Raw genomic sequence first — 24673 nt, forward strand, 5'->3', positions numbered from 1 at the left:
CTATAAATGTATTCTAAAACTAAAGTTTGGTGTAATTCCTAAAGAGGTGTTTTCTACTTTATTTACTGTATTATTATCTTCTAATATATAATAGGTGTTAATTATGTTTTTTCTGTTTAAAACATTCCAAACAGACGCTCCTAAAACAGCTTGTTTATCTTTAAAAATTGCAAACGTATAAGTGGTAGAAATATCGGTACGCAAATAATCATTTAAATTTTGATTATTGGGCGATTGATAATTGATAGTGGTATTTTGAGTTTGACTAAACTCTTTTGGAGCCGTGTAAGGTCTGCCAGTGTGCCAATTTAAACCCAGAGCTATTTTAAACCTGTTAATAGCATAAGATCCAGCAAATGAAAGTTGATGCCTAATATCTATATTATTAGGAAAGCTATGGTTGTTATTTAATGCCTTAAAAACGTAATCGTTTTTACTGTAAGTGTAGCTAAGCCAAGTACTCAAATTATTAAACTGTTTGTTAATTAAAAAATCAATACCGTAGGTTTTGTAATGCCCTGTAGCGTTTGTAAATTGGTATTGATTTTGAAACCCTTGACTTCTTGTTGTAATACCATCAACGTGTTTAATAAAACCTTCCGCACTAACTAATAAGCTGCTTTTATTAAAATGAAGTCCAAGAGAAGCTTGCTTGCTTTTTATAATGGGAATAGTGGTGTTGTTAGCTAAAACCCAACGCCTTTTTTCTATGCCTAAAAAGTCTTTTTGAAGATCTATAATTTGAGATGTTGTCTGGCTTTTTAATTCACCTAATACTTCAATTTTAAAGTAGTTTAAAAACTGTTGATTAAAACGAATTCTAGGTTCCACTAAAAAGGTGTTGAATTTTGAAATATAATTTGTTCTAGCTCCTATTTTTAACAGCGTTTGTTGGTTTTTAGACGATAATTCTCCTTCAATATATCCAGAATGTGTACGAATAACCTCTTTAATGTAGCTGTTAAAAGGCGGGTTGTTAACATCTTCAAAATTACTTATGCCAACTTCAAAAAACTGGTAGCCACCTTCAAATTTTAAATATGGAGATACACTAAAATCTACATGTAATTTAAATGTGTTTTCAAAAACTTCGTTTTCCTGTTTTAAACGCTGATTGTTAACTAAATCGACATTAGCAGCATTTAAATTGTAATTAGAAATGTATGCTTCGGCTGTTGTGGTTAGCTTATTATTCCAGTATCTAGAATAGTTTAAACCACTAGCGATATTGGTTTGTTTTAAGTAACTATCAGAAGCCGATGTTTCTCCATGTATGTTGGCTTGTTCTTTATAATCAAGGGTGTTTTTACTTAGCATGCCATAAACCTGAAATTTATCTTTTGGCGAGACATTGTATATATATTTTGCAGAGACATCGTAAAAGTAAAAGGTCTCATCGCTAGAAATACTATGCGATAAATCTGAATCTTGAAACACACGTTTAGTGTATTGTTTATAAGTTGGCGTTTTTACAACATCTGTAAGCGAACGTCTTGCAGCTATTTGGATGTTACTATTCTCAGAAATAGGTGTTTTAGCAAAACCATCAACACTAATTAAATTTACACCAGCGCCATAACTAGGTTTTTGTTGAATAGAATCGGTTAATTGCATGTCAATTACACTAGACACACCATCACCATGTTTAGCACTACTACCATTTTTAGTAACGTGTATTTTTTCGGTTAAATAAGGATTAAATGCAGAAATTAAACCAAAAAAGTGACCAGATTGATACATTTTAATGCCTTCCCAAAGGATTAAGTTTTGGTCGTGTGTACCGCCTCTTACATTAATGTTGGAAACCGTTTCATCCACACTCAAAACACTAGGAAGCGTTTGAATGGTGTGCAGGACATCGGGTTCGGTTAAACCGGGAAGAAGGCCAAATTCTTCTGGTCTAATAATAATATGGCCTTGTTTGGAAATAGAGAGTCCTTTGGTTAGATATTTCGTGATAAAGACTTCGTCTAATTGCTCTATTTTATAGTTGTTTAATTGTGTTTTTTTTATCACCACAAACCTATTGTTTAAAACCTTAAACTGTAAGTGAGTATTTTTTTCTAAAATGTTTAAGGCTTCCTCTAGAGTAAGTGTGTTGTTGGGTAATGGGCTTGTAATGTTTTTTATGTGCTTGTCAGCATAAGAAAAGCTAATATTGTAACGAGATTCAAGTGTTTTTAAAATGTTGGTAAGTGGTTGTTGTTCTTGTTGAATAGTTTGTGAAGAGAGTTCAAAAGTATTCAACAAAAATAAGATTAGAAAAAGAAATAAAGAGCTTCTTTTACTCACGTTTTAATACAATTGTATCCTTTGTTTTGCTGTAAGATAGGTGCATTGGCATTGTTATGGACTTTATGGCAACATCTAAGTTGTTGTGTGTAAAACTTCCTGTAAACAACGTTTTTGTATCTACCTTATCTGTAATAAATGTTACTTTGTATTGACGCTCAAATTCAGCAATAACATACTCTAACGGAATGCTTTTGAAAGTACTTTCGTTGTTAAGCCATTGTGGTACTTGAGCGGTTTCTTTTTCAGTGGCAATTTGTTTTCCATCGCGTATTATAAACGTATGTCCAGGAGGTAATTTAGTGTTTTTAGACTGGTATGTAACGCTAACCAAACCTTCGTAACAAGTGACTTCAAAAAAATTGTCGCGTTGTTTTACATTAAATTGTGTGCCTAAAACAGTCACGGTTCCTAAATCTGTAATAACATTAAATTTAGAGCCTTTGGCTACTTTAAAAAACGCTTCGCCTTGTAGGAAAACTTCACGATTATCTTTCCACGAATGTTTGTTGTAGGTTAAAGTTGATAGGGCATTTAAAGTTACCTTAGAGTGATCGGGTAAATTAATGTTATTTTTTTGTGCTATAAGTGTTTTAGTAGTAGTGTCTTGTGTTGTTGTGTAATAATACACACAAAACCCAATAGCTAATAAAGCTGCTATACGTAATAATGGTTTAAACCATTGACGTTTTGGTTTTATAGAATCAATATGGTTTAATGTAGATTTTAGCGCGTTTTCTGTATGGAGCTCAGGAGCTTTAAAATGTTTTAATCCATGAGATAGTTGGGTTAATTTGGCAAAATCTTCACGCTGTTTAAATGCCTGAAACTCTTCCTGAGTTAACTCATGATTTAGCCATTTTTTTAATAAATCGTCTTTTTCCATAATCTATGTAACACTTATATAACAGTTGTAGGTTTATTTTTCCTACCCTTGTTATGTCTTTTTTTAATTTATAACTCATCAATGTCTTTACGTAGTTTTTTTAAGGCTCCATAAATACGCTTTTCAACAGCTTTTGTCGAGATGTCTAAAAGAGTTGCAATCTCTTTAAAGGTTTTTCCTTCAATTCTATTAAGCATAAAAGCTACTCGTTGGGCTTCGGTTAATTTAGAGATAGCTATTTCTAATTTGTTTAAATATTCTTTTTCCTGAAGTAAAAATTCAGGAGATTCGTTAGTATGCGATTTTGGTTTTATTTGTTGATGTTTCCATACTATTTTTTGATGAGCAGCTTCATTAAGCATTAAATTATTAGCAACAGTAAATAAAAAACTCTTGGCTTTTTCGGGAGACACTTTGGCGCAATTTTGCCAGAGTTTAATAAATGCTTCTTGTACTTTGTCTTCTGGGTTTAAATGGCTTCCAAACTTATAATATAAGAAGTTGTGAAGGTTTTCTGCATGCGTTTTAAACAGCTTAGAAAACAAGATTTTATTACAAATATTATTGTTTAAATTGTTAGGCATTTTAGTTTTTTAGGAGTATAAATGTAAAAAAAAATGACTACCATGGTAGGGGATTTTAGCTTTTGTCTGTTTCATTAACAAACAATGTTTAATTTAAAAACCAGCTATGAAACCAAATTTTAAGTACCTGTTTGTTTTGGCATTTATTACACTATTTTTTGTGTCTTGTCAAGATGAAGAAACCGAAATTAATAACCCAACACCAGACGAAGTTGTAGAATCCAATTCCTCATTGGCCGATTTAATGCGTTCAACAGCCGCTTTTGATGGTTCTTTTGATAATATTTTAGATAACGCTAATTGTATTGGTGTTAATTTACCTGTAACCGTTACAGTTAATAATACAACAATAGTTATTGAAACACTAGACGACCTTGAGCTTGTCGAAGACATTTTTAATGCTTTTGATGATGATGAAGATATTCTAGAATTTTTATTCCCTATTACCATTACACTAAACGATTACACTGAAGTTGTTGTGGAAAATGAAGAAGAATTAGATGCTTTTGTAAATAATTGTGTTAACGAACCCGACGTTATAGAATGTGTCGATTTTGTATATCCTATTGTGTTCTCTATTTACAACTCTAACTTTCAGGTTATTGATACTGTAGAGATTCAAAGCGATTTTGAACTATATGTGTTCCTAGAAAACTTAGATAGCGATGAAGGCGCTGTATTAGCTAGCTTAAATTTTCCAGTGTCATTAATATACGCAAATGGTGATTCAGTTGAGGTAACAAGTAACCAAGAATTGGAAAATGCTATTAATAATGCTGAAGAAGATTGTAATTATGTAGCTTGCCAAGCTGAAGAGATAGCGGCTAATTTACAAGAATGCCAATGGGTTATTACATCGTTCAATGGCGATGATAATTTTATCCAGTACGACTTACATTTTAATACCAATGGCGAACTTCAAATCACCCACGGAGATACTACCGAATTTATAGGTGGCGAGTGGAGTGTTACAACTGAAGAAAATGTTGTTTTAACGCTATCAAACCTAACTGCTTTTTCGGGAGATTTAGGTGGCGATTGGTTAGTGCAAAATTGCGAGTCAAATCAGCTTGTTCTTACGCAGGAGTTTGAAAATCAAATCGTAGAAGTTATTATGGAGCAAGATTGCGAAACTGCAGAAACACCATTTAATTGTTTTGAAAATACAACCATAACAGCTTGCGATTATGATAATGATGGATTTGCAACATTTGAAATGGAAACACAAGTTTTAGGGAATGTTGTTTGCAATGTAGATTTTGTAGCTTCATTTCATGTTTCTCAAACCAATGCCGAAGCTAATGTTAATGCTATTGTAGCACCAAATGCGTATACCAACACATCAAACCCACAAACTATTTATCTAAGAGTAGAAGCAATCAATGGTGATTTCCAAGTTTTTGAAATAGAATTAGTTGTTGAGGACTGTAGTTCAAATTGTTCTGAAACAGATGTTGACGCGTACCTACAAGGATGTAATTGGAACGTAGTTAATTTTAATGGCGATGACCATTTAATAAACTATAATTTAGATTTCACTTCAAGTACAGAGGCAATTATTACAGGAAACGGTATAACTACAACAATGTATTGGTCGTCTTATCAAGCGGCAGAAGGTGTTGTAGTAGAGTTTTCAAATGTTGCTGCTCCTAATATACAAGCTATAACAGGAAGTTGGTTAGTTGTAGCTTGTGAAGAAGGTAGGTTAGAATTTGAATCTCTTAATAGTGCAAATACCATGGTTATGGAATGTCATTATTACACTCCAGAAGAACTATTAACTACTTTAAGTGAATGCCAATGGGAAGTATATAGTTTTCAGGTTGATAATGTAGATCAAACATCAGATTACAACGACGTCTTATTCTCATTCTTTGAAAACGATTTTGCCATTGCCGAGGTAGGAGAGAGTACAGTAAATTATGGAAACATAGAGGCAGAAAATACTAACGAAGGTACAGAGTTGTCAGTTCTTTTTGCTATGACAGGAGAGACACATAGTTTAGGAGGGTATTATTCTGTTATTTCAATAACAGAAGACGAAGTAACGTTTTATACATCGCAACCTAGACGTTTAATTTTAAGAAAAACTTGTACAAATGATAACCAAGATGACGACACTACTCAAATTAAAGACTGGTTATACGATGGTAATTGGGAAGTAACATACTCTACAATGGAAAGCGCAGATAACTCTCAAGATTATGATGGTATTGTATTTAACTTTCAAAATAATGCCACCTTTTTAGGCGATAATGGCAGTTGGATAGCAGAATTAGATTACGAAGTGCTTAGAGACCACGAAGGAAATTTAAGATTTATAATTAATTATTTAGGACAATTCCCTTATTGGCAAATGGATGACGATTGGTACATTACTAGTGTCACCAGTACACGAATAGAACTACATGCTGTAAACGATGCGAACAATTCAGATTTCGTATTAGTATTTGAAAAAATGTAAAGTATTAAAAACTAGAGAAAGAAAAATTTAGGTTATTAAACTGGGAGAAAACCATTCTAAAAATGTTTTCTCTCAGTTTTTATGTATATAATTAATCACTACGCTTTATAAATACATGACAAATCCTTAAATTTGCAAACTTTAAAACAGATGACAGATTATGTTTAATAATTTAAGTGAAAAGTTAGATAAAGCGTTACACGTATTAAAAGGTCATGGTAGTATTACCGAAGTTAATGTTGCCGAAACCTTAAAAGAAGTCCGTCGTGCGCTTTTAGATGCCGATGTTAACTTTAAAATAGCCAAAAACTTCACCAATACCGTTAAGGAAAAAGCCTTAGGTCAAGACGTACTTACAACGTTACAGCCGGGGCAGTTAATGGTAAAAATAGTTAAGGACGAATTAACCCAATTAATGGGTGGCGATGCCGAAGGGATTAATCTTTCAGGAAATCCTAGTGTGATTTTAATGTCTGGTTTACAAGGATCTGGTAAAACAACCTTTTCTGGTAAGTTGGCTAACTATTTAAAAACCAAAAAAACAAAAAAGCCTTTATTAGTTGCCTGTGATGTGTATCGTCCAGCAGCGATAGATCAGTTACATGTAGTAGGAGATCAAATTAATGTAGAGGTTTACAGCGATAAAGGCAATCAAGACCCTGTGGCTATTGCACAAGCGGGTATAGCGCATGCAAAAGCAAATGGTCATAATGTAGTGATTATAGATACCGCAGGTCGTTTAGCTGTAGATGAGGCCATGATGACCGAAATATCTAATATCCATAACGCCATCCAGCCTCAAGAAACGCTATTTGTAGTAGACTCTATGACCGGTCAAGATGCCGTAAATACTGCAAAAGCATTTAACGACGTCTTAAATTTTGATGGGGTTATCCTTACCAAATTAGATGGCGATACACGTGGTGGAGCTGCCATTTCTATTAAATCTGTAGTCGATAAGCCAATTAAGTTTATTGGTACAGGTGAGAAAATGGAAGCGATAGATGTGTTCTATCCAGCACGTATGGCCGATCGTATTCTCGGCATGGGAGATGTAGTATCTTTAGTAGAAAGAGCTCAAGAACAATACGACGAAAAAGAAGCCAGAAAACTTCAAAAGAAAATTGCTAAAAACCAATTTGGTTTTGACGACTTTTTAAATCAAATCCAGCAAATCAAGAAAATGGGTAACATGAAAGATTTGGTGGGGATGATTCCTGGAGCAGGAAAAATGATGAAAGATATCGATATAGATGATGATGCCTTTAAACATATCGAAGCTATTATTCATTCTATGACACCAAAAGAACGTACAACGCCTAAGGTGTTAAATGCTAGCCGCAAAAAACGAATTGCAAAAGGATCGGGAACTTCAGTACAAGAAGTAAATCAATTACTAAAACAATTCGACCAAATGAGTAAGATGATGAAAATGATGCAAGGCGGAAAAGGAAAAGCCATGATGCAAGCTATGAAAAACATGAGATAATCTCATGTTTTTTTATTTACAATAACGACACAACATATACAACAAGATGATTTTATTAGACGGAAAAAAAACCAGTAATGACATTAAAGATGAGATTGCTGCTGAAGTGAAAAAAATGAAAGCAGATGGGGAAAAAGTTCCTCATTTAGCAGCCATTTTAGTAGGTAACGATGGGGCGAGCTTGACTTACGTGGGAAGCAAAGTAAAGGCATGCGAGCGTGTAGGATTTGAATCGACTTTAGTTAAAATGTCTAATACAACTAGCGAAATAGAGTTGTTAGATAAAATTGAAGAGTTAAATAATAATCCAGAAATAGACGGCTTTATTGTGCAACTACCATTACCAAAACAAATCGATACGCAAAAAGTGTTGTTAGCTGTAAATCCAGATAAAGATGTTGATGGATTTCATCCTACTAACTTTGGAAAAATGGCTTTAGATATGAGTACCTTTATTCCAGCGACGCCATTTGGAATTTTGGAATTGCTAGACAGGTATAATGTTGAAACAAAAGGAAAACATACCGTTGTTATAGGTAGAAGTCATATTGTAGGACGCCCAATGAGTATTTTAATGGGAAGAAGAGGGTTTCCTGGAAATTCAACCGTTACATTAACACATAGCCATACTAAAAATATCACGCAAATAACTTCACAAGCCGATATTATTATTACAGCTTTAGGTGTTCCTGGGTTTTTAAAAGCTGAAATGGTAAAAGACGATGCCGTAATTATTGATGTAGGAATTACACGAGTAGCAGACGATAGTTTACCTAAAGGTTATAAAATTACAGGTGATGTCGATTTTGAAAATGTAAGCAAGAAAGCAAGTTTTATTACACCAGTTCCAGGCGGCGTTGGACCAATGACGATAGCTATGTTACTTAAAAATACGCTTCTAGCTAGAGAGCGTAATATGGAGAGAAACAAATAACATTTATTAACGTCTAGAACGTGATTTGGGTTGAAAGGTTTTAGAGGAGTCTTTTAAAAGACTGTTTAATTCTTTCAACTCATGGTTTGTTAATTCTCTATGTTTTCCAACAGGAACATCCAGTTTTATATTCATAATACGAACACGTTTTAAGGTTTGCACCTCGTAGTTTAAGTACTCGCACATACGACGAATCTGGCGGTTCAACCCTTGTGTTAAAGTGATTTTAAAGGTAAATCTGTCTAATTTTTCAACACGACATTTTTTAGTCACTGTATCTAGAATAGGAACGCCGTTACTCATGCGTTCTATAAATGTTTGCGAGATAGGCTTGTCTACTGTTACAATATATTCTTTTTCATGGTTGTTGCTAGCACGCAATATTTTATTTACAATATCGCCATCATCGGTAAGTAAAATAAGGCCTTCGCTGGGTTTGTCTAACCTACCAATAGGAAAGATGCGTTTATGGTAGTTAATGTAGTCTATAATATTATCTTTCTCAACCCTAGTGTCGGTCGTACATACAATACCAACAGGTTTGTTAAATGCCAAATAGGTAAAGGACGATTTTGTGTTTTTAACAACATTTCCATCAACAGCAACTACATCATCATTGCTGATTTTTGTACCCATTTCAGGAACTTTTCCGTTAATGGTTACTCTTCCAGCATCAATTAATCTGTCAGCTTCTCTTCTTGAGCAAAACCCAACTTCACTTAAATATTTATTAATACGTTTTAAATTATCTGCCATAATGCAAAAATAACACTAGTTTTCTAGAAACTGGCAAATGTGTTGATTTATACTTGTATCTCTTAGCGAATGCCCAAGCCCATTAGTCGTTATTAGCGTACTATTTTTAAAGTGCTTTTTTATTAAAATAGCATCTTCATAAGGGATAATATCGTCTTCTTTATCGTGTATAATAAGACCTTTTGAAGTAATGTTTTTAAGTTGTTTTGCAGTTGAGAAATCTTCAGGAGAAGTGCCGTATCGTTCTATAATAGTTGAGTTAATTTGTGTAATAGTTCTTTGGTTGTAGCCAAGCATATTGGTATAGCGTTCTAGAATATTTTTAAATTCAGAAGGCGACCCTAATAAAATAATTTTTTCAACCGATGGGTTTTGGTACTTGCTTTGAGAAAAAATGGAAGCCATGCCACCTACCGAGTGTCCAATAATGATATTGGGGTGAAATCGTTGTGAAATAATATTAATAAACTCGGCGTATAATAACGCATTAAATCTGTTGCTGCCAGAGTTTCCATGCGCAGGAGCATCTAGGGCAATAACATTAAAGTCTTGTTTTTTAAGTTCAAGAATTAAATTTTTCCAGCGTGCCGAATTACTTTCCCATCCATGAACTAAAAGCACGGTTTTTTTGCTTCCTAACCAACGATAACTCATTATCGGAAGATTTTTATAGCTAAACTCTTCTGTAAAAGCAGTTTCTAAAAAGTCAGATTGTTCTAGAGTTATTTGTCCTTTAAAGGGTTTTGTAAACAGGAAAATAGCTATTCTAGCAGATAGTTTAGGGGAAATAAAACTGGTTAGGTTAATAATAAAACCTATAATTTTTTGAAAAATAGTCATGTAATGGTTACTCTCTGTTTACAGTTTTAATATTGAAAGCAGGTTGGCAAATAGAGATGTACTCGCAAGCCTCACTAAAAGGGTTCGCGTATTGTACTCTTGTATCACGGTTAATTTTAATAGATTCTCCAGCCTTTAGTATAACTATTTCACCATCAATATTGAATTGTTTTTTGCCTTTTATAATAAAAGTATATTCATCAAATTCTGGTGTTTGAAAAGGTTCGCTCCAATTTGGTGGTGCAATCATGTGTGCTATGCTTATATCTTGATTACCATCGCTAGCCAATCCAAAATGTTCTTTAATGGTTTTGCCGTCAGTAGTAGGAACCACAAATGGTTGTGTTTGTTTGGTATATTTTTTCATTTTTTTTCTAAAGGTTTGCGTTTAATCATACCGCCTTTTAAATCTTTAACTAGTCCCATAATAATAAACGCTTTGCTATCAATTTTATCAATTTCTGTGTGTAGTTTAGCCAATTCTAAACGAGTAACAACAGTGTAAATAATGTCTTTGTCGTATGCTGTTTTAGAGTCGCCATAACCACCTTTGCCAGCATAGATAGTACAAGCACGTCTTAGTTTTTCTGTAATCATAACCCGAATAGCTTCATGTTCTTTAGAGATTATGGTTACCCCCACATATTCTTCAACACCATCAACAACAAAGTCTACTGTTTTTGCAGCTGCTAGATAGGTTAAAATGGCATAAAGTGCAATTTCTATAGAAAGCACATAGGCACCAAAAGAAAAAATGATAATATTAATAAGTAATAAAACGTCGCCAACAGTTAAAGATAGTTTTCGGCTTAAATAAATAGCTAATACTTCGGTGCCATCAATAACGCTACCGCCTCGCATAGAAAGTCCTATACCTAATCCAAGAAAAAAACCGCCAAAAACGGCAATTAATAATTTATCGTTTGTAATTGTAGGGTAGTCTACATAATGAACCACAAATCCTAAAAACGCAATAGCAGCAATACTTTTTAAGGCAAATTTGACACTAAATGTTTTAGCGCCAAGAATTAAAAAGGGGATGTTGACAAGAATAAGTAAAAAACTTAATTCTATAGCTGTTATATTTTCAAGTAAAAGTGAAATACCAGTAGCGCCACCATCTATAAACCGGTTTGGAAGTAAAAAGCCTTTTAACCCAAATCCGGCAGAAAAAACACCAATTACAATATAAATAAATTCTTTTATAGCATGTGTTATTTCTACCTGAAGCGATTTAACTAAAGGCACTATTTGCTTATTAGATATTGGCGTGGAAGGTGTTTTTGCCTTGAGCCTTTTTTGAGCTATATTAACTAGTATTTTTGAAAAAAATGGATTCATCTATGTTACCAACCTATCATGAAGTATTTAATTTTAGCTTTTTCTGGTATTTGAATAGCTTCAATTTTGGCTGAGGTATTAAATTGTAATTCCGAAGGTAATTCTTTCTTGTCAATAGTAAAGAACGCATTAATATCATTTACAAAAACAACCACGTTTTTTAATGTATTTTGTATACTCGAAATTTTGTAATTGTTTTGAATGTCGCCAAAAGTACTGTTAACAGTAATTCCTTTTTTAGTTTTAAATTTAGAATCTACAACTTTTATTGTTGTTATAGTAGAGGTTGAGTCGTCTATTTTTTCTGGGGTTAACGTTAAAAGCTTGTTGTTGCTTTTATCGAATATTGAGATAGAATAATCTGCTTTTAAATAAGCCTCTTCAGGATTGTTTTTTGCAATAGAATCCTCAGGGAAAACCAGTTTTAAATCTTTAACTTGAGTAGAATCTGTAAGCAATCCTACGTTTTGTTTTTCAATTAAAAAAGGGTCTTGTTTTTTCTGACAACTTAATGCTGTAATAGCTATTGCGAAAACGATGATAATGTTTTTTCTCATAATATTTTAGGGGTTTTATTTTAGCATTTTTCCAAGTATTCCCAAAACACTGCGTATAACAGTTGGACTGGTTAAAACTTTTACAATAGGGTTTTGTCTTGTGCTTCGTCTTGAAGATGATTTTCTAGAAGAGGCTTTTTCTAGTTTTTCTTTTTCTTCTTGAGCTTTTCTTTTAGCTTCTTCGGCTTCGGCTTTTTCAATTTTTTCGTTTAGTAATTCGTAAGCACTTTCACGATCTATGGTTTCATTGTATTTATCGACCATTCGTGACGAACGCAATAAATCTTTCAATTCCTTATCGGTTAAAATATCCATCCTACTCATAGGAGCACGCATCATTGTTGCGGCCAAAGGAGTGGGGCGACCTTTTTCATCTAGAGCAGAAATAAGTGCTTCGCCAGTTCCTAACGATGTTAAAACTTCGGCAGTATCATAATAATCTGTATCTGGATAGTTTTGCGCCGTAAGTTTAATGGCTTTTCGGTCTTTTGCAGTAAACGCACGTAAAGCATGTTGCACTTTTAAACCTAATTGCCCAAGAACTTCTTCGGGAACATCGGTTGGGTTTTGGGTAACAAAATACAAGCCAACGCCTTTACTACGAATTAATTTTACAATACTTTCTATCTGATCGAGTAAAGCATCGGAAGCTTCGTTAAAAATTAAGTGAGCTTCATCGATAAACATCACCAATTCTGGTCTTCCAGTATCGCCTTGCTCTGGAAATGTGGAATAGATTTCTGCTAGCAAGCTCAACATAAAGGTTGAGAATAATTTGGGTTTATCTTGAATATCGGTAAGCCTGATAATATTTATAAAGGCGCGACCGTTGTCATCTAATCTTAGTAAATCTTGAACGTCAAACGATTTTTCACCAAAAAATAAATCGCCACCTTGTTGCTCGATTTCAATAATTTTTCTCAAAATGGCACCTGTAGAAGCTGTTGAAATTCTGCCATATTCTTTTTGAAACTCTTCTTTACCTTCATTCGTAGTATATTGAAGCATTTTTTTAAAATCCTTCAAATCCAACAAAGGTAATTTGTTGTCGTCACAGTATTTGAAAATCACCGAGATAATTCCTGCTTGTGTTTCGGTAACATCCAAAATTCTAGACAAGAGAACGGGGCCAAACTCACTTACGGTTGCACGAAGTCTTACGCCGTTTTGTTCGGAGATGGTCATGATTTCTACAGGAAACTCTTTAGCTTCAAATGGCATCTCAATTAATTCGTGGCGTTCATCAATTTTTTCATGACCAGGACTTGGCTGGGCCAAACCACTTAAATCGCCCTTAATGTCCATAAGCAAAACAGGAACACCTCTTTCACTTAAGTTTTCAGCTATAACTTGTAGTGTTTTGGTTTTCCCTGTTCCTGTAGCACCAGCAATTAATCCATGACGATTCATTGTTTTTAGAGGTACATTAACATAGGCTTTTTTTACAGTTTTGCCGTCTAGCATGGCAGAACCTAAAGTAATATAGTCACCTTTACAAGTGTTACCTTCGGTTATATGCTTGAAAAATTCATCTTGTCTGCTCATTCTTTTAAGAAATTTGGGTAAAAATACTACAATTTAATCGATAATTTAGGCTAAACACGGTAGCACTTATATTAAAGCAATTAGGTGTGTTACCTTAAGTTCTTTTCTTAACTCGTTCTTAGGGTTTTTGTGTGATTTTATAACTAGGGCGTCATAAGAAAATATACATTTTTGAAGTTTTATAAGCCAAAGCTTCTATCTTATTGATTATCTTTGCGCCAATGAAAGAAGATGTACAGAAATTGGTAGACAAAGGCGAAATGCTTCCATTGATGGAAGAATTTTATACCATTCAAGGCGAAGGGTTCCACAAAGGAACAGCAGCTTATTTTATTCGTGTTGGTGGTTGCGATGTAGGTTGCCATTGGTGCGATGTCAAGGAAAGCTGGAATGCCGAGATTCATCCACCAACCGAAACGTCTAAAATCGTAGAAAATGCCAGTCGATATAGTGATACCATTGTGGTTACTGGTGGTGAACCTTTAACTTGGGACATGACGCCTTTGACCCAGCAATTAAAACAAAAAGGGCTGCAAATTCACATTGAAACCTCAGGTGCTTATCCGTTAACTGGAACCTGGGATTGGATTTGCTTATCACCAAAAAAATAAAACTTCCAACGGATGAAGTTTATGCAAAAGCCAATGAGCTAAAGGTAATTGTTTACAATAAAGATGATTTTAGATTTGCTGAGGAACAAGCGGCCAAAGTTAATAACGATTGTATTTTGTACTTGCAACCAGAATGGAGTAAACGAGATAAAATGATGCCACAAATAGTAGATTATGTTATGAAACATCCTAAATGGAAAGTGTCGTTACAAACTCATAAATACTTAAACATACCTTAATAAAAAAGCCTCTTCGACAGAGGCTTTTTTATTTATAATCTATTCCGAAATAGGAACGGCTACACGGAATGTTCCCCAGCCTAAATGCATAGTGCCGTTGCCATCAAAGGCAATGGAGAAAGGTTCCAAATAATCTTCGCCTTTGGTCACGGGAACGGTTGCACGAGCAACATCGTTGTCTTTGTTGTAGCTATACGCACCCCAAACATCTACGTCGGTATTGATGATGATTGTCCATTCTTTTTCTCCAGGAATGGTAAACAGCGAATAGGTTCCTGCTTCTACTTTTTTATCGCCAAAAGTAACATCTTTAAAAAACGTGATTTCTGTAGCTTCGTTAGCGCCAGTACGCCATACCTCGCCATTTGGCGTAAGAGACTGAACCGTTCTGCCTTTAAGTTGTGGTCTACTGTATATGACCTTGACAACTTTTTTGGAAACTCTATGGCTGCTTGGGTGAGCGGCTGCATCCATTGGACTTGCATCCAAATCCTTGAAGTTTTGTGCCGTTAAGGAAAAGGATGTTAGAAATACAAGTGTTAAAATGGAGCCTAAAAATGTTTTTGTTGATTTCATGTTTTAAGATTTGATTTTTGAAATGTTTGTTGAGTTATAATTATTTTTTAATGAATTTTAAAGACTGCCTTTGAAAATTATTGTGAACATCTACAAAATACATACCAGACGATAAGTTTTTGACGTCAAATTTGTAGGTTTTTGAGGTTCCTGCTAAAATATTGGTGTCTCTGTTTAGTTGTTTTATGTATCGTCCATTAACATCGTAAAGTTCAATTAAAATATTGTCGTTATCAGAAAATTCAATGGTAAGGTTTAAATATGATACTACAGGATTTTCGTTAAGTTTTATGTTGAGTTTTTTTGAATCCTCGAAAGTGTGATTATTTGTATTAAGGGTTTCTTCGGTAAATTTATAAATGGTGGTTCCAGCTGCATAAGCTAAGTTTTCATTAATAATAAAAATCCGATTTAAGTTTGAGCCAATATTGATGTCGGTCCAAGTGGCTCCTCCATCGTCTGTTTGATGAAACCCCGTATTGTGGCCGCCCATCCATCCAGTGTTTGCGTTAATAAATCCAACCGCTTGAATATCGGTTTCTGGAGCATCATAACTCAACCAATTGTTACCGTTGTCTAAGGATTTTACAAGCTTTCCTGGGTTAGAAGCTACAGAAGACACGGCGCCAAAAATAATATTGCTATCATCCAAAATTTGAAGTTTCCATACGTATTCGCCTGGAATATTAGTGTTGTAAATTTCAGTCCAACTTTGGCCGCCATCGGTTGTTTTTAAAATGCAGCCACCAGTATTGTTTCTGCCGCTAGCATAGCCAAGCATTTCTGTTTGAAATAATACTTCAACAAGTGCTGTGGCATACGCAGACATATCGATAACGGTCCAAGTGTCACCGCTATCTGTCGATTTAATAATATGTGCCGGTGTAAAATAGGCGCCGCACCCATATATTGTAGTTGTACCAATGGCGTCCAAGCCACAAATAGCTTGTGGATTTGGTGATAAGGAGACTTCAGTCCAATTCTGACCACCATCGGTTGTTTTGAAGAACTCGCCATTGAGTGTGCCTAAAAAGTCAATGTTATCATTTAAAAATTCAATGTTTCTAAAATAATAGCCACCTCCTAAATCACTTTCATTGAGTTGTTCGGTCCAAGAAACGCCGCCGTCTGTAGTTTTATACACCGCAGCGTAATAGCCATTTGCTGCCCAACCTGTAGTTTCGTTTAAGAAAAACACATCGTCAAATCGTTGGTTGTTGGCATTGTTAGCAATAGATGTGCTTTGCCACGTTTGGCTATACAAACTAATAGAGAAAAGAAATAGAATAAGGTGTAATGGTTTCATTTATTTAAGGCTAACTTTCATTTTGTAAAAATAACTAATAAAATGGAAGTTGTTTTGTTTCAATGTTGTATGATTATATGGTTTTTTGTTTAATAGTGTAATTGTTTTTTTGTTAAGTGTTTTTATTTGTAATTATTATCTGAATATTTGCTTTGTTATTAAAATAAAAAATAATAATTATGTGCGGAATTGTATGTGCGTTTGATTTAAAACAAAAAACAGAAGACTTAAGACCTCAAATACTTGAGATGTCTAAAAAAATACGTCATCGTGGCCCAGATTGGAGTGGTGTTTTCGATAACGATAAAGCTATTATGGCTCACGAGCGTTTAGCCATTGTAGATCCAACTTCAGGGAAACAGCCTTTGTTTTCAGAGGATAAAAAATTGGTTCTAGCTGCTAATGGTGAAATTTATAACCATAGGGCATTGCGGGCGCAATTTGAAGGCAAATACAAATTCCAAACAAAAAGTGATTGTGAAGTTATTTTAGCACTTTACAAGGAAAAAGGAGTCGATTTTGTTGATGAACTTAACGGTATTTTTGGCTTTGCTATATATGATGTGGATAACGATGAATACTTCGTGGCACGCGACCATATGGGAATTATTCCATTATATATGGGATGGGATGAAAATGGAACCTTCTATGTCGCTTCCGAATTAAAAGCCTTAGAAGGCTATTGCACAAAAATTGAATTATTTCCACCAGGACATTATTTATCGAGTAAGGATGGTCAGCTTGTACAATGGTATGAACGTGATTGGCAAGATTATGAGGCTGTAAAAGATAATGAAACCAGTATTTTGGAACTGCAACAAGCTTTGGAAGATGCTGTTCATAGGCAATTAATGAGCGATGTGCCTTATGGCGTGTTGTTATCTGGTGGCTTGGATTCTTCGGTAACATCTGCCATTGCTAAAAAATATTCACAAATGCGTGTAGAAGCCGATGATAAAACCCAAGCTTGGTGGCCACAATTACACAGTTTTTCGGTAGGATTAGAAGGTTCTCCAGATTTGGCTGCTGCACAAAAAGTTGCCGATCATATAGGAACAGTACATCACGAAATTAAATTTACTATTCAAGAAGGTTTAGATGCTATAAAAGATGTCATTTACCAATTAGAAACTTACGATATTACAACCATTCGTGCCAGCACACCAATGTACTTAATGGCAAGAGTTATAAAATCTATGGGCATAAAAATGGTGTTATCAGGTGAAGGTGCCGATGAATTATTTGGTGGTTATTTATACTTTCATAAAGCACCAAATGCCAAAGAGTTTCATGAAGAAACTGTAAGAAAATTAAGTAAGTTGCATCAATACGATTGTTTACGAGCCAACAAAAGCTTAGCGGCTTGGGGGATTGAAGGTCGTGTGCCGTTTTTGGATAAAGAGTTTATGGATGTTGCTATGCGCATTAACCCACAAGATAAAATGATTACTCCAGAGCGTATGGAAAAATGGGTAATTCGTAAAGCTTTTGAAAATTATTTGCCAGAAAGTGTGGCGTGGCGACAAAAAGAGCAATTTAGCGATGGCGTTGGATATAGCTGGATAGACACGTTAAAAGAAGTGGTTAACGAAGCGGTAACCGATGAACAACTCGCCAATGCCAAGTATAAATTCACTATACAAACGCCAACAAGCAAGGAGGAGTTCTATTATCGTTCTATTTTTGCAGAGCATTTTCCAAGCGATGCAGCGGCTTTAAGCGTACCACAAGAGCCAAGCGTCGCGTGTAGTACAAAAATTGCTTTAGAGTGGGATGAAGCGTTTAAAAGTATGAATGAACCAAGTGGAAGAGCAGTAGCAAAAGTACATACTGATGCGTATTAATTTCGATAATCTATAAGATTGAAAGCCGGTTAAAAACCGGCTTTTTTTATTTTAAAAAATAATTACCTTTAAGCATTTAGCTTACCCAATATGCTATTTTGAGTTTTTAAATAAATTTGTTTAATGATAACTTATAACCCTTATAAAACCTAATAATGACATATAGGTGACATTTAAATGTCGTGTTAAAATTCAATTACCTGAAGTAGATTTGTACTAGAAAAAATAATCAAAATGAATAAAAATTCTTTAAGCGAAAATTTAACCTATCAGCGAAAGCTAAAAGGGTATACGCAAGAGCAACTTTCAGACAAAACTACGGTTACGGTTAGAACCATTCAACGTATAGAAAAAGGTGATGTGCAACCACATCTTCAAACGGTAAAATTATTGGCAGCTGGTCTTGATATTGAGATTGACGAATTGTTAATTCTTGAAGATCCAAAGGAAGAAGTCATTCAGCGCAAATGGATGTTGTTACTTCATGGTTCTCCTTTTTTAGGATTAATTATTCCTTTTGGAAGTATTTTGTTTCCGCTGTTTCTTTGGATTCATAAAGCTGAAGACAGTAAGGTGTATGATGCTCATGGTAGAGCTGTCGTAAATTTTCATGGAACAATTACCTTATCCTTCTTTTTGTCATTATTGAGCTTTTTTATCATTCCAGGATATAACTTTTTTATTTCAGGAGCAATTGTGCTTTTTGCCATTGTCACAAGTATATATAATATATCGAGAGCACTACAAACAGCTACTTTTAAGTATCCATTTTCAATTCCTTTTTTGAAACCAAAAGAGGTGTAACTTTAATTTAAACCGTATTTCAAATGTTAGGATTATTAATGATAATAGTAATCTCATGGGCACTCTTACGCTTCATTGAGAAAAAAAACATCGATGTTTTAGGAATTATTCCTTACCCAAATAGACTGTTTCAGTTTTTTATTGGACTGGTTTTTATGATGTTTCTGTGCCTGTTGATGGTTGTTGCCGAAACCTATATTTTAAATGTTGAGTGGAAACAAAAAGAGACTGTTGATTTCAGTTTAATATTTCAATCTTTCATCTACCACTTAAGATCGGCTTTAACCGAAGATTTAGTCTTTCGAGGAGCAATTTTGTATGTATTGATTCAAAGAATTGGGTCAAAAAAGGCTATTCTACTATCTGCATTGTGTTTTGGTGTTTATCATGTATTCTCTTATGGTATGATGGGAGAAGGAATTATTCCTATCGTATATGTGATTTTGGTAACAGGATTTACAGGCTATGTTTGGGCCTATACATTTCATAAAACCAAGTCAATAATGTTGGGTTTAGGATTTCATTTGGGCTATAACTTTTTAATGACGTTCTTTTATAAAACCTATCCGTATGGCGAAATAATTTTTATAGAGGTGTCAAAAACTTCTCTTCAGGATTGGAATTGGGTTTTCTTTAATCTCTCTAAAGGACTATTACCATCTATTGTTACATTAGCCTTTGTGAATCAGTTAAAAAAATCAGCTGTTATAATTAAATCAAATAGTAGTCAATTATGAAACGACTGCTTGCACAATATCCCAATGTATCACGTATTATTTTAGCAACCTTACTATTTGCCGTTGTATTGGTATTAAGTATCATTTTTAACAAAGGCGTAGTTAAACAGTATTTTCCTTATACAGCACCAATCCTCTTGTTTTTAGCAACTTGGTTCTTCTATAAAGGAGAAGGGAAAACACTAAAAGCTATTGGATTGAATTTTAGTTTAAGGAATCTATTGTGCCTGCCATTGGGTATTTTAATTGGAGCTTTTGCCTTTTTTGGCGCTAAATATTTAAGAGCTGTATTGGTTGGTGAAACCTTTGAATTGTCGCTTTCAATTGATTATTCAACAATATTATATGCGTTCTATTTTATTTTGCCACAAGTCGCCACTGAAGAATTGTTATTTAGAGGTTACTTGTTCAAAAAGACGATTGAAATTTTCAATGTAGTTGTAGCCAACGTGATTTTTTCTATCTTATTTATGCTTATACATGTGTTAGATGAAGGTGTGCTGAATAATATGGGCATGATTGTTATGTTAGGTATTTCAATACCTGTTGGGCATTTACTATTTGCCACGGGATTGTTAAAATGCAAAACGCTCTACTTTCCAATAGGTCTTCACTTGGGTAATAATTGGGCCACAAGGCATCTAATAAGTAGCGGTAATTCAGGTGAAAGTATCTTTTTTATTCCTAACACGGTTGTGTTTGATACGTGGACTCCTTTTATCGCTATGCTAATTTTATTCAATGGCTTTTATTTACTGGTAACATTTCTAATTTGGAAATGGAATGATTTGCTGCTTTTTAGACGTAAAACATAATTTTTTTAATGTAATTTCATTAAACTATAAACGCATTAAAACCTCTCTAATGAATTTTTTGTATTTAATCGATTTTGAAGGGGTCTAAAAAAACCTTAAAATCAAATTTAAGGGTGTTTTTAGTCGTTTTTAGGCACTTTTAAGTAATTAACAATTGTTGATAATTATTGGTTTAAGTCGGTTAAAAGCTTTAAAAAAGCATCAAAAATTCGTATATTTGAAAGTGATAAAACGAATGCACAACGGTGCATTTTTTTATGGCATAATATTTAAAATTAATCAAAAGGAAATATATGAGCGAAGAAGCTAAAAAACAGTATTCCGCCGATAGTATTCAAGCCCTAGAAGGTATTGAACACGTACGTATGCGTCCGTCGATGTATATTGGAGATGTAGGAACCAGAGGATTACACCACTTGGTGTATGAGGTTGTAGATAACTCGATTGATGAAGCCTTGGCTGGACATTGCGATACCATAAAAGTAACCATTAACGAAGATAACTCCATCACTACCGAAGACAATGGTCGTGGTATTCCGGTGGATATCCACAAAAAAGAAGGCGTTTCTGCTTTGGAGGTTGTAATGACTAAAATTGGAGCAGGAGGTAAGTTCGATAAAGACTCTTACAAAGTGTCGGGTGGTTTGCACGGTGTTGGTGTAAGCTGTGTAAACGCTTTGTCATCTAGCCTAAAAGCAACTGTTTACAGAGATGGTAAAATTTGGGAGCAAGAATATGAACGCGGTAAAACATTATATCCAGTAAAAGCTGTTGGAGATACCGATTTGCGAGGAACCGTGGTAACCTTTAAGCCAGATCCAGAAATCTTCCAGCAAACCTTAGAGTATAGCTACGATACGTTGGCAAGTAGAATGCGTGAATTAGCTTACTTAAATAAGGGAATTACTATTGTTATGACCGATAAGCGTCATAAAACAGATGATGGTGAGTTTGAAGGTGAAACATTTCACTCTGAAAATGGATTACCAGAATTCGTACAGTTTTTAGATGGTAATCGTGAACCTTTAATTCAAAAAGTAATTGCGTTTGAAGGGGAGAAAAATGATATCCCAGTTGAAGTGGCAATGGTTTACAACACATCATATGCCGAAAACTTACACTCTTACGTAAACAATATCAATACACACGAAGGAGGAACGCACTTAACAGGATTCCGTCGTGGATTAACGCATACCTTAAAAAAGTACGCCGATGAATCTGGAATGTTGGATAAGTTGAAGTTCGACATCTCTGGAGACGATTTCCGAGAAGGTTTAACAGCTATTGTTTCGGTAAAAGTGGCCGAACCTCAGTTTGAAGGGCAAACCAAAACCAAATTAGGGAACCGCGAAGTATCGTCTTCTGTAAGTCAAGCGGTCTCAGAAATGCTAACGGATTATTTAGAAGAACATCCAGACGATGCCAAAACCATTGTGCAAAAGGTGATTCTTGCAGCGCAAGCGCGTCATGCAGCGCAAAAAGCACGTGAGATGGTGCAGCGTAAAACGGTGATGAGTATTGGTGGTTTACCAGGGAAATTAAGTGACTGTTCAGAGCAAGACCCTGAGCAATGCGAAGTATTCTTAGTTGAGGGTGATTCGGCAGGGGGAACAGCAAAACAAGGGCGTGATAGAAAGTTTCAAGCCATTCTTCCGCTACGTGGTAAAATTCTTAACGTAGAAAAGGCAATGACACATAAGGTGTTTGAAAACGAAGAAATCAAAAACATTTTTACGGCCTTAGGTGTTACCATAGGAACAGAAGAAGATAGCAAAGCCTTAAATCTTTCAAAACTGCGTTATCACAAAATAGTCATTATGTGTGATGCCGATATTGATGGTAGTCATATTGCAACTCTTATTTTAACGTTCTTCTTCCGTTATATGAGAGAACTAATAGAAAATGGTCACGTTTACATTGCAACACCACCATTATACTTAGTTAAAAAAGGACAAAAGAAACGTTACGCGTGGAGTGATAAAGAGCGCGATACCATAGCTGAAGAGTTTGGAGGAAGCGTAAGTGTTCAACGTTACAAAGGTCTTGGTGAGATGAACGCCGAACAACTTTGGGATACCACAATGAACCCTGAGTTTAGAACCTTGCGTCAAGTTAATATTGACAATGGTAGCGAAGCAGATAGAATCTTCTCTATGCTAATGGGCGATGAAGTGCCACCACGTAGAGAGTTTATCGAGAAAAACGCTGTTTATGCTAATATTGATGTTTAATTAGTTTATCAAGATACTTTTTATCATAAAAAAATAAAAGTGTACTATATTATATGGTGCACTTTTTTCATTTACAGCATAATAATTTGTATTTTCGCTATCTTAAAAATCACAACACAAAACAATTAAATTTTAATAAACAAATGAAAGTAACAGTAGTTGGAGCAGGAGCAGTAGGCGCTAGTTGTGCCGAATATATTGCCATTAAAAATTTTGCATCAGAAGTTGTCTTATTAGACATTAAAGAAGGCTTTGCAGAAGGTAAAGCTATGGATTTAATGCAAACCGCTTCATTAAATGGTTTCGATACTAAAATAACAGGTGTAACAAACGATTATACTAAAACAGCAGGTAGCGATATTTGCGTAATAACGTCTGGGATTCCACGTAAACCAGGAATGACTCGTGAAGAGCTAATAGGGATTAATGCGGGTATTGTAAAGTCTGTATCTTCAAGTTTAATCGAGCAATCGCCAAATACCATCATCATTGTGGTGAGTAACCCAATGGATACTATGACGTATTTAGTACATAAAACTACCGATTTACCAAAGAATAGAATTATTGGAATGGGTGGAGCGTTAGATTCTGCACGTTTTAAATATAGACTAGCTGAAGCTTTAGAAGCGCCAATTAGCGATGTAGACGGTATGGTAATTGGTGGACATAGCGATAAAGGTATGGTGCCATTAACAGCTCACGCTACAAGAAATAGTGTTAAAGTCACTGAGTTTTTATCTGATGAACGTTTAAACCAGGTAAAAGAAGATACTAAAGTAGGTGGAGCAACACTTACAAAATTATTAGGAACATCTGCTTGGTATGCGCCAGGAGCTGCAGTAAGTGGTTTAGTACAAGCCATTGCTTGCGACCAAAAGAAAATGTTCCCTTGTTCTGCTTTATTAGAAGGTGAATTTGGATTAAACGATCTTTCTATTGGTGTTCCAGTAATCTTAGGACGCAACGGAATTGAAAAAATCGTTGAGATAGAATTAAGTGATGCCGAAAAAGCACATTTAACAGAAAGTGCCGAAGGTGTTAAAAAAACCAACGGCCTTTTAGACCTATAACTAGATATTTTAAATGAAAAGATTAGCATTATATTTATTTGTTTCTGTTTTTTGTGCCTCGTTAGTAGCGCAAGAGAAAATAACAGAAGGTGTGATGTCTTCAACAATAAAACTGTCAAGTTCAAATGCGCAAATGAACAGTCAGTTTGCTATGATAGGAGATATTTCATCTGTCACTTATTTTAAAGGAAACAAAACAAGAACAGAATCGGCAAACCCTATGACAGGGACTTCTATTGTGATTATTGATAATGCTACCAAGAAAATGCTAGCTTATGTAAATAATGCGGCAATGGGTAAAAAGTATATGCAAGATAGTATTCAACCTTCAGAAGACGAATTAAAAAACGTTACTGTAGAAAAAGGTGCAGAGACCAAGACAATTCTTGGGTACACATGTCAGCAATACTTTGCTAATTTAAAAGAAGATGGAGCAACCGTAAATATGGAGCTTTATACCACTGATAAATTACCAGCCGTTTCAGATAAAACAGCCATTTTAGGTGGTAAAGTAAAAGGTTATCCATTATATCTTAAAATGGAAGCCCAAAATACTGTTATGGATATGATTATGACAACAGAAGTTACAGAAATAAAGCAAGAAACTGTAGCCGATGACAAGTTTAATATGACGCCACCAGAAGGGTATACAAAAACCAATAATTTAAATGGGATTTAATAAAAACCCTTAATATATTCTAAAGCAGCCTATAAAAAGGCTGCTTTTTTGTTTTATATAAGGCATAAACTCG

21 protein-coding genes and 1 pseudogene are annotated in these 24673 nt (G+C 34.7%); 11 read left to right on the forward strand and 11 right to left on the reverse strand.

Translation table 11 applies throughout. The annotated features are described in order from the left end of the window. The 3 genes from R3L15_RS03170 to R3L15_RS03180 all read right to left on the reverse strand — a co-directional run bounded on the left by R3L15_RS03170 (position 1) and on the right by R3L15_RS03180 (position 3762). Positions 1–2292 carry a FecR domain-containing protein gene (locus tag R3L15_RS03170; protein WP_338733181.1) on the reverse strand — a complete coding sequence of 764 codons (2292 nt, stop codon included), beginning with the start codon at positions 2290–2292 and terminating at the stop codon, positions 1–3. Then, entirely contained in the window at positions 2285–3178 is an 894-nt protein-coding gene (locus R3L15_RS03175) for a FecR family protein (RefSeq protein WP_338733182.1), read from the reverse strand. Before R3L15_RS03175 ends, R3L15_RS03170 begins: the two co-directional genes overlap by 8 nt. 68 nt (positions 3179–3246) lie before the next feature. Continuing rightward, complete coding sequence (locus R3L15_RS03180) at positions 3247–3762, reverse strand: sigma-70 family RNA polymerase sigma factor (RefSeq protein ID WP_338733183.1); 516 nt, start codon at positions 3760–3762, stop codon at positions 3247–3249. A 106-nt stretch (positions 3763–3868) separates the two neighbouring features. On the opposite strand from R3L15_RS03180, the gene R3L15_RS03185 reads away from it, so the two are divergent. The 3 genes from R3L15_RS03185 (at position 3869) to R3L15_RS03195 (ending at position 8649) form a co-directional block, all read left to right on the forward strand. After that, positions 3869–6226 carry a hypothetical protein gene (locus tag R3L15_RS03185; protein WP_338733184.1) on the forward strand — a complete coding sequence of 786 codons (2358 nt, stop codon included), beginning with the start codon at positions 3869–3871 and terminating at the stop codon, positions 6224–6226. A 160-nt stretch (positions 6227–6386) separates the two neighbouring features. Further along, positions 6387–7715 carry a signal recognition particle protein gene (ffh, locus tag R3L15_RS03190; protein ID WP_338733186.1) on the forward strand — a complete coding sequence of 443 codons (1329 nt, stop codon included), beginning with the start codon at positions 6387–6389 and terminating at the stop codon, positions 7713–7715. 46 nt (positions 7716–7761) lie between these two features. Then, positions 7762–8649 (forward strand): bifunctional 5,10-methylenetetrahydrofolate dehydrogenase/5,10-methenyltetrahydrofolate cyclohydrolase, encoded by an 888-nt coding sequence (locus R3L15_RS03195; protein WP_338733187.1) that lies wholly within the window; start codon positions 7762–7764, stop codon positions 8647–8649. Positions 8650–8655: 6 nt separating this feature from the next. Here the strand turns inward: R3L15_RS03195 and rluF are convergent, their stop codons facing one another. The 6 genes from rluF to R3L15_RS03225 are packed head-to-tail and all read right to left on the reverse strand — an operon-like array spanning position 8656 to position 13688. Beyond that, a complete protein-coding gene (rluF, locus tag R3L15_RS03200) occupies positions 8656–9405 on the reverse strand; it encodes a 23S rRNA pseudouridine(2604) synthase RluF (RefSeq protein ID WP_338733188.1) in 750 nt (249 codons plus the stop codon). A 15-nt stretch (positions 9406–9420) separates the two neighbouring features. Beyond that, entirely contained in the window at positions 9421–10245 is an 825-nt protein-coding gene (locus R3L15_RS03205) for an alpha/beta hydrolase (protein WP_338733189.1), read from the reverse strand. A 7-nt stretch (positions 10246–10252) separates the two neighbouring features. Next, the gene (locus R3L15_RS03210) at positions 10253–10612 is read right to left on the reverse strand and encodes a cupin domain-containing protein (RefSeq protein ID WP_338733190.1); all 360 of its coding nucleotides are present in this window, start codon (positions 10610–10612) and stop codon (positions 10253–10255) included. Then, entirely contained in the window at positions 10609–11586 is a 978-nt protein-coding gene (locus R3L15_RS03215) for a YitT family protein (protein ID WP_338733191.1), read from the reverse strand. Before R3L15_RS03215 ends, R3L15_RS03210 begins: the two co-directional genes overlap by 4 nt. 5 nt (positions 11587–11591) lie before the next feature. Continuing rightward, complete coding sequence (locus R3L15_RS03220) at positions 11592–12143, reverse strand: hypothetical protein (RefSeq protein WP_338733192.1); 552 nt, start codon at positions 12141–12143, stop codon at positions 11592–11594. Between the two features lie 15 nt (positions 12144–12158). Continuing rightward, positions 12159–13688 (reverse strand): helicase HerA-like domain-containing protein, encoded by a 1530-nt coding sequence (locus R3L15_RS03225; RefSeq protein WP_338733193.1) that lies wholly within the window; start codon positions 13686–13688, stop codon positions 12159–12161. 221 nt (positions 13689–13909) lie between these two features. On the opposite strand from R3L15_RS03225, the pseudogene R3L15_RS03230 reads away from it, so the two are divergent. After that, positions 13910–14538, forward strand: a pseudogene (locus R3L15_RS03230) (7-carboxy-7-deazaguanine synthase QueE). A 39-nt stretch (positions 14539–14577) separates the two neighbouring features. Here the strand turns inward: R3L15_RS03230 and R3L15_RS03235 are convergent. Both R3L15_RS03235 and R3L15_RS03240 read right to left on the reverse strand, forming a co-directional pair. Then, entirely contained in the window at positions 14578–15114 is a 537-nt protein-coding gene (locus R3L15_RS03235) for a DUF2911 domain-containing protein (protein ID WP_338733194.1), read from the reverse strand. A gap of 40 nt (positions 15115–15154) precedes the next feature. Then, positions 15155–16420 carry a YCF48-related protein gene (locus tag R3L15_RS03240; RefSeq protein WP_338733196.1) on the reverse strand — a complete coding sequence of 422 codons (1266 nt, stop codon included), beginning with the start codon at positions 16418–16420 and terminating at the stop codon, positions 15155–15157. 179 nt (positions 16421–16599) lie between these two features. Between R3L15_RS03240 and asnB the strand changes: the two genes are divergently transcribed. The 7 genes from asnB to R3L15_RS03275 all read left to right on the forward strand — a co-directional run bounded on the left by asnB (position 16600) and on the right by R3L15_RS03275 (position 24600). Further along, positions 16600–18264 (forward strand): asparagine synthase B, encoded by a 1665-nt coding sequence (gene asnB / locus R3L15_RS03245; RefSeq protein ID WP_338733197.1) that lies wholly within the window; start codon positions 16600–16602, stop codon positions 18262–18264. A gap of 234 nt (positions 18265–18498) precedes the next feature. Beyond that, positions 18499–19068: a helix-turn-helix domain-containing protein gene (locus tag R3L15_RS03250; RefSeq protein ID WP_338733198.1), complete on the forward strand. Its 570-nt coding sequence runs from the start codon at positions 18499–18501 to the stop codon at positions 19066–19068. A 23-nt stretch (positions 19069–19091) separates the two neighbouring features. Further along, entirely contained in the window at positions 19092–19805 is a 714-nt protein-coding gene (locus R3L15_RS03255) for a CPBP family intramembrane glutamic endopeptidase (protein ID WP_338733199.1), read from the forward strand. Further along, a complete protein-coding gene (locus R3L15_RS03260) occupies positions 19802–20620 on the forward strand; it encodes a type II CAAX endopeptidase family protein (RefSeq protein WP_338733200.1) in 819 nt (272 codons plus the stop codon). Before R3L15_RS03255 ends, R3L15_RS03260 begins: the two co-directional genes overlap by 4 nt. A gap of 293 nt (positions 20621–20913) precedes the next feature. Next, positions 20914–22851, forward strand: coding sequence for a DNA topoisomerase (ATP-hydrolyzing) subunit B (gene gyrB / locus R3L15_RS03265; protein WP_338733201.1), 1938 nt, complete (start codon positions 20914–20916; stop codon positions 22849–22851). Positions 22852–22994: 143 nt separating this feature from the next. Further along, positions 22995–23921 (forward strand): malate dehydrogenase, encoded by a 927-nt coding sequence (gene mdh, locus R3L15_RS03270; RefSeq protein ID WP_338733202.1) that lies wholly within the window; start codon positions 22995–22997, stop codon positions 23919–23921. Between the two features lie 13 nt (positions 23922–23934). Next, the gene (locus tag R3L15_RS03275; protein ID WP_338733203.1) at positions 23935–24600 is read left to right on the forward strand and encodes a hypothetical protein; all 666 of its coding nucleotides are present in this window, start codon (positions 23935–23937) and stop codon (positions 24598–24600) included. Positions 24601–24673 lie beyond the last annotated feature (73 nt).

Origin of the sequence: Mangrovimonas cancribranchiae (genome assembly GCF_037126245.1) — a bacterium.
Classification (GTDB): Bacteria; Bacteroidota; Bacteroidia; order Flavobacteriales; family Flavobacteriaceae; genus Mangrovimonas; species Mangrovimonas cancribranchiae.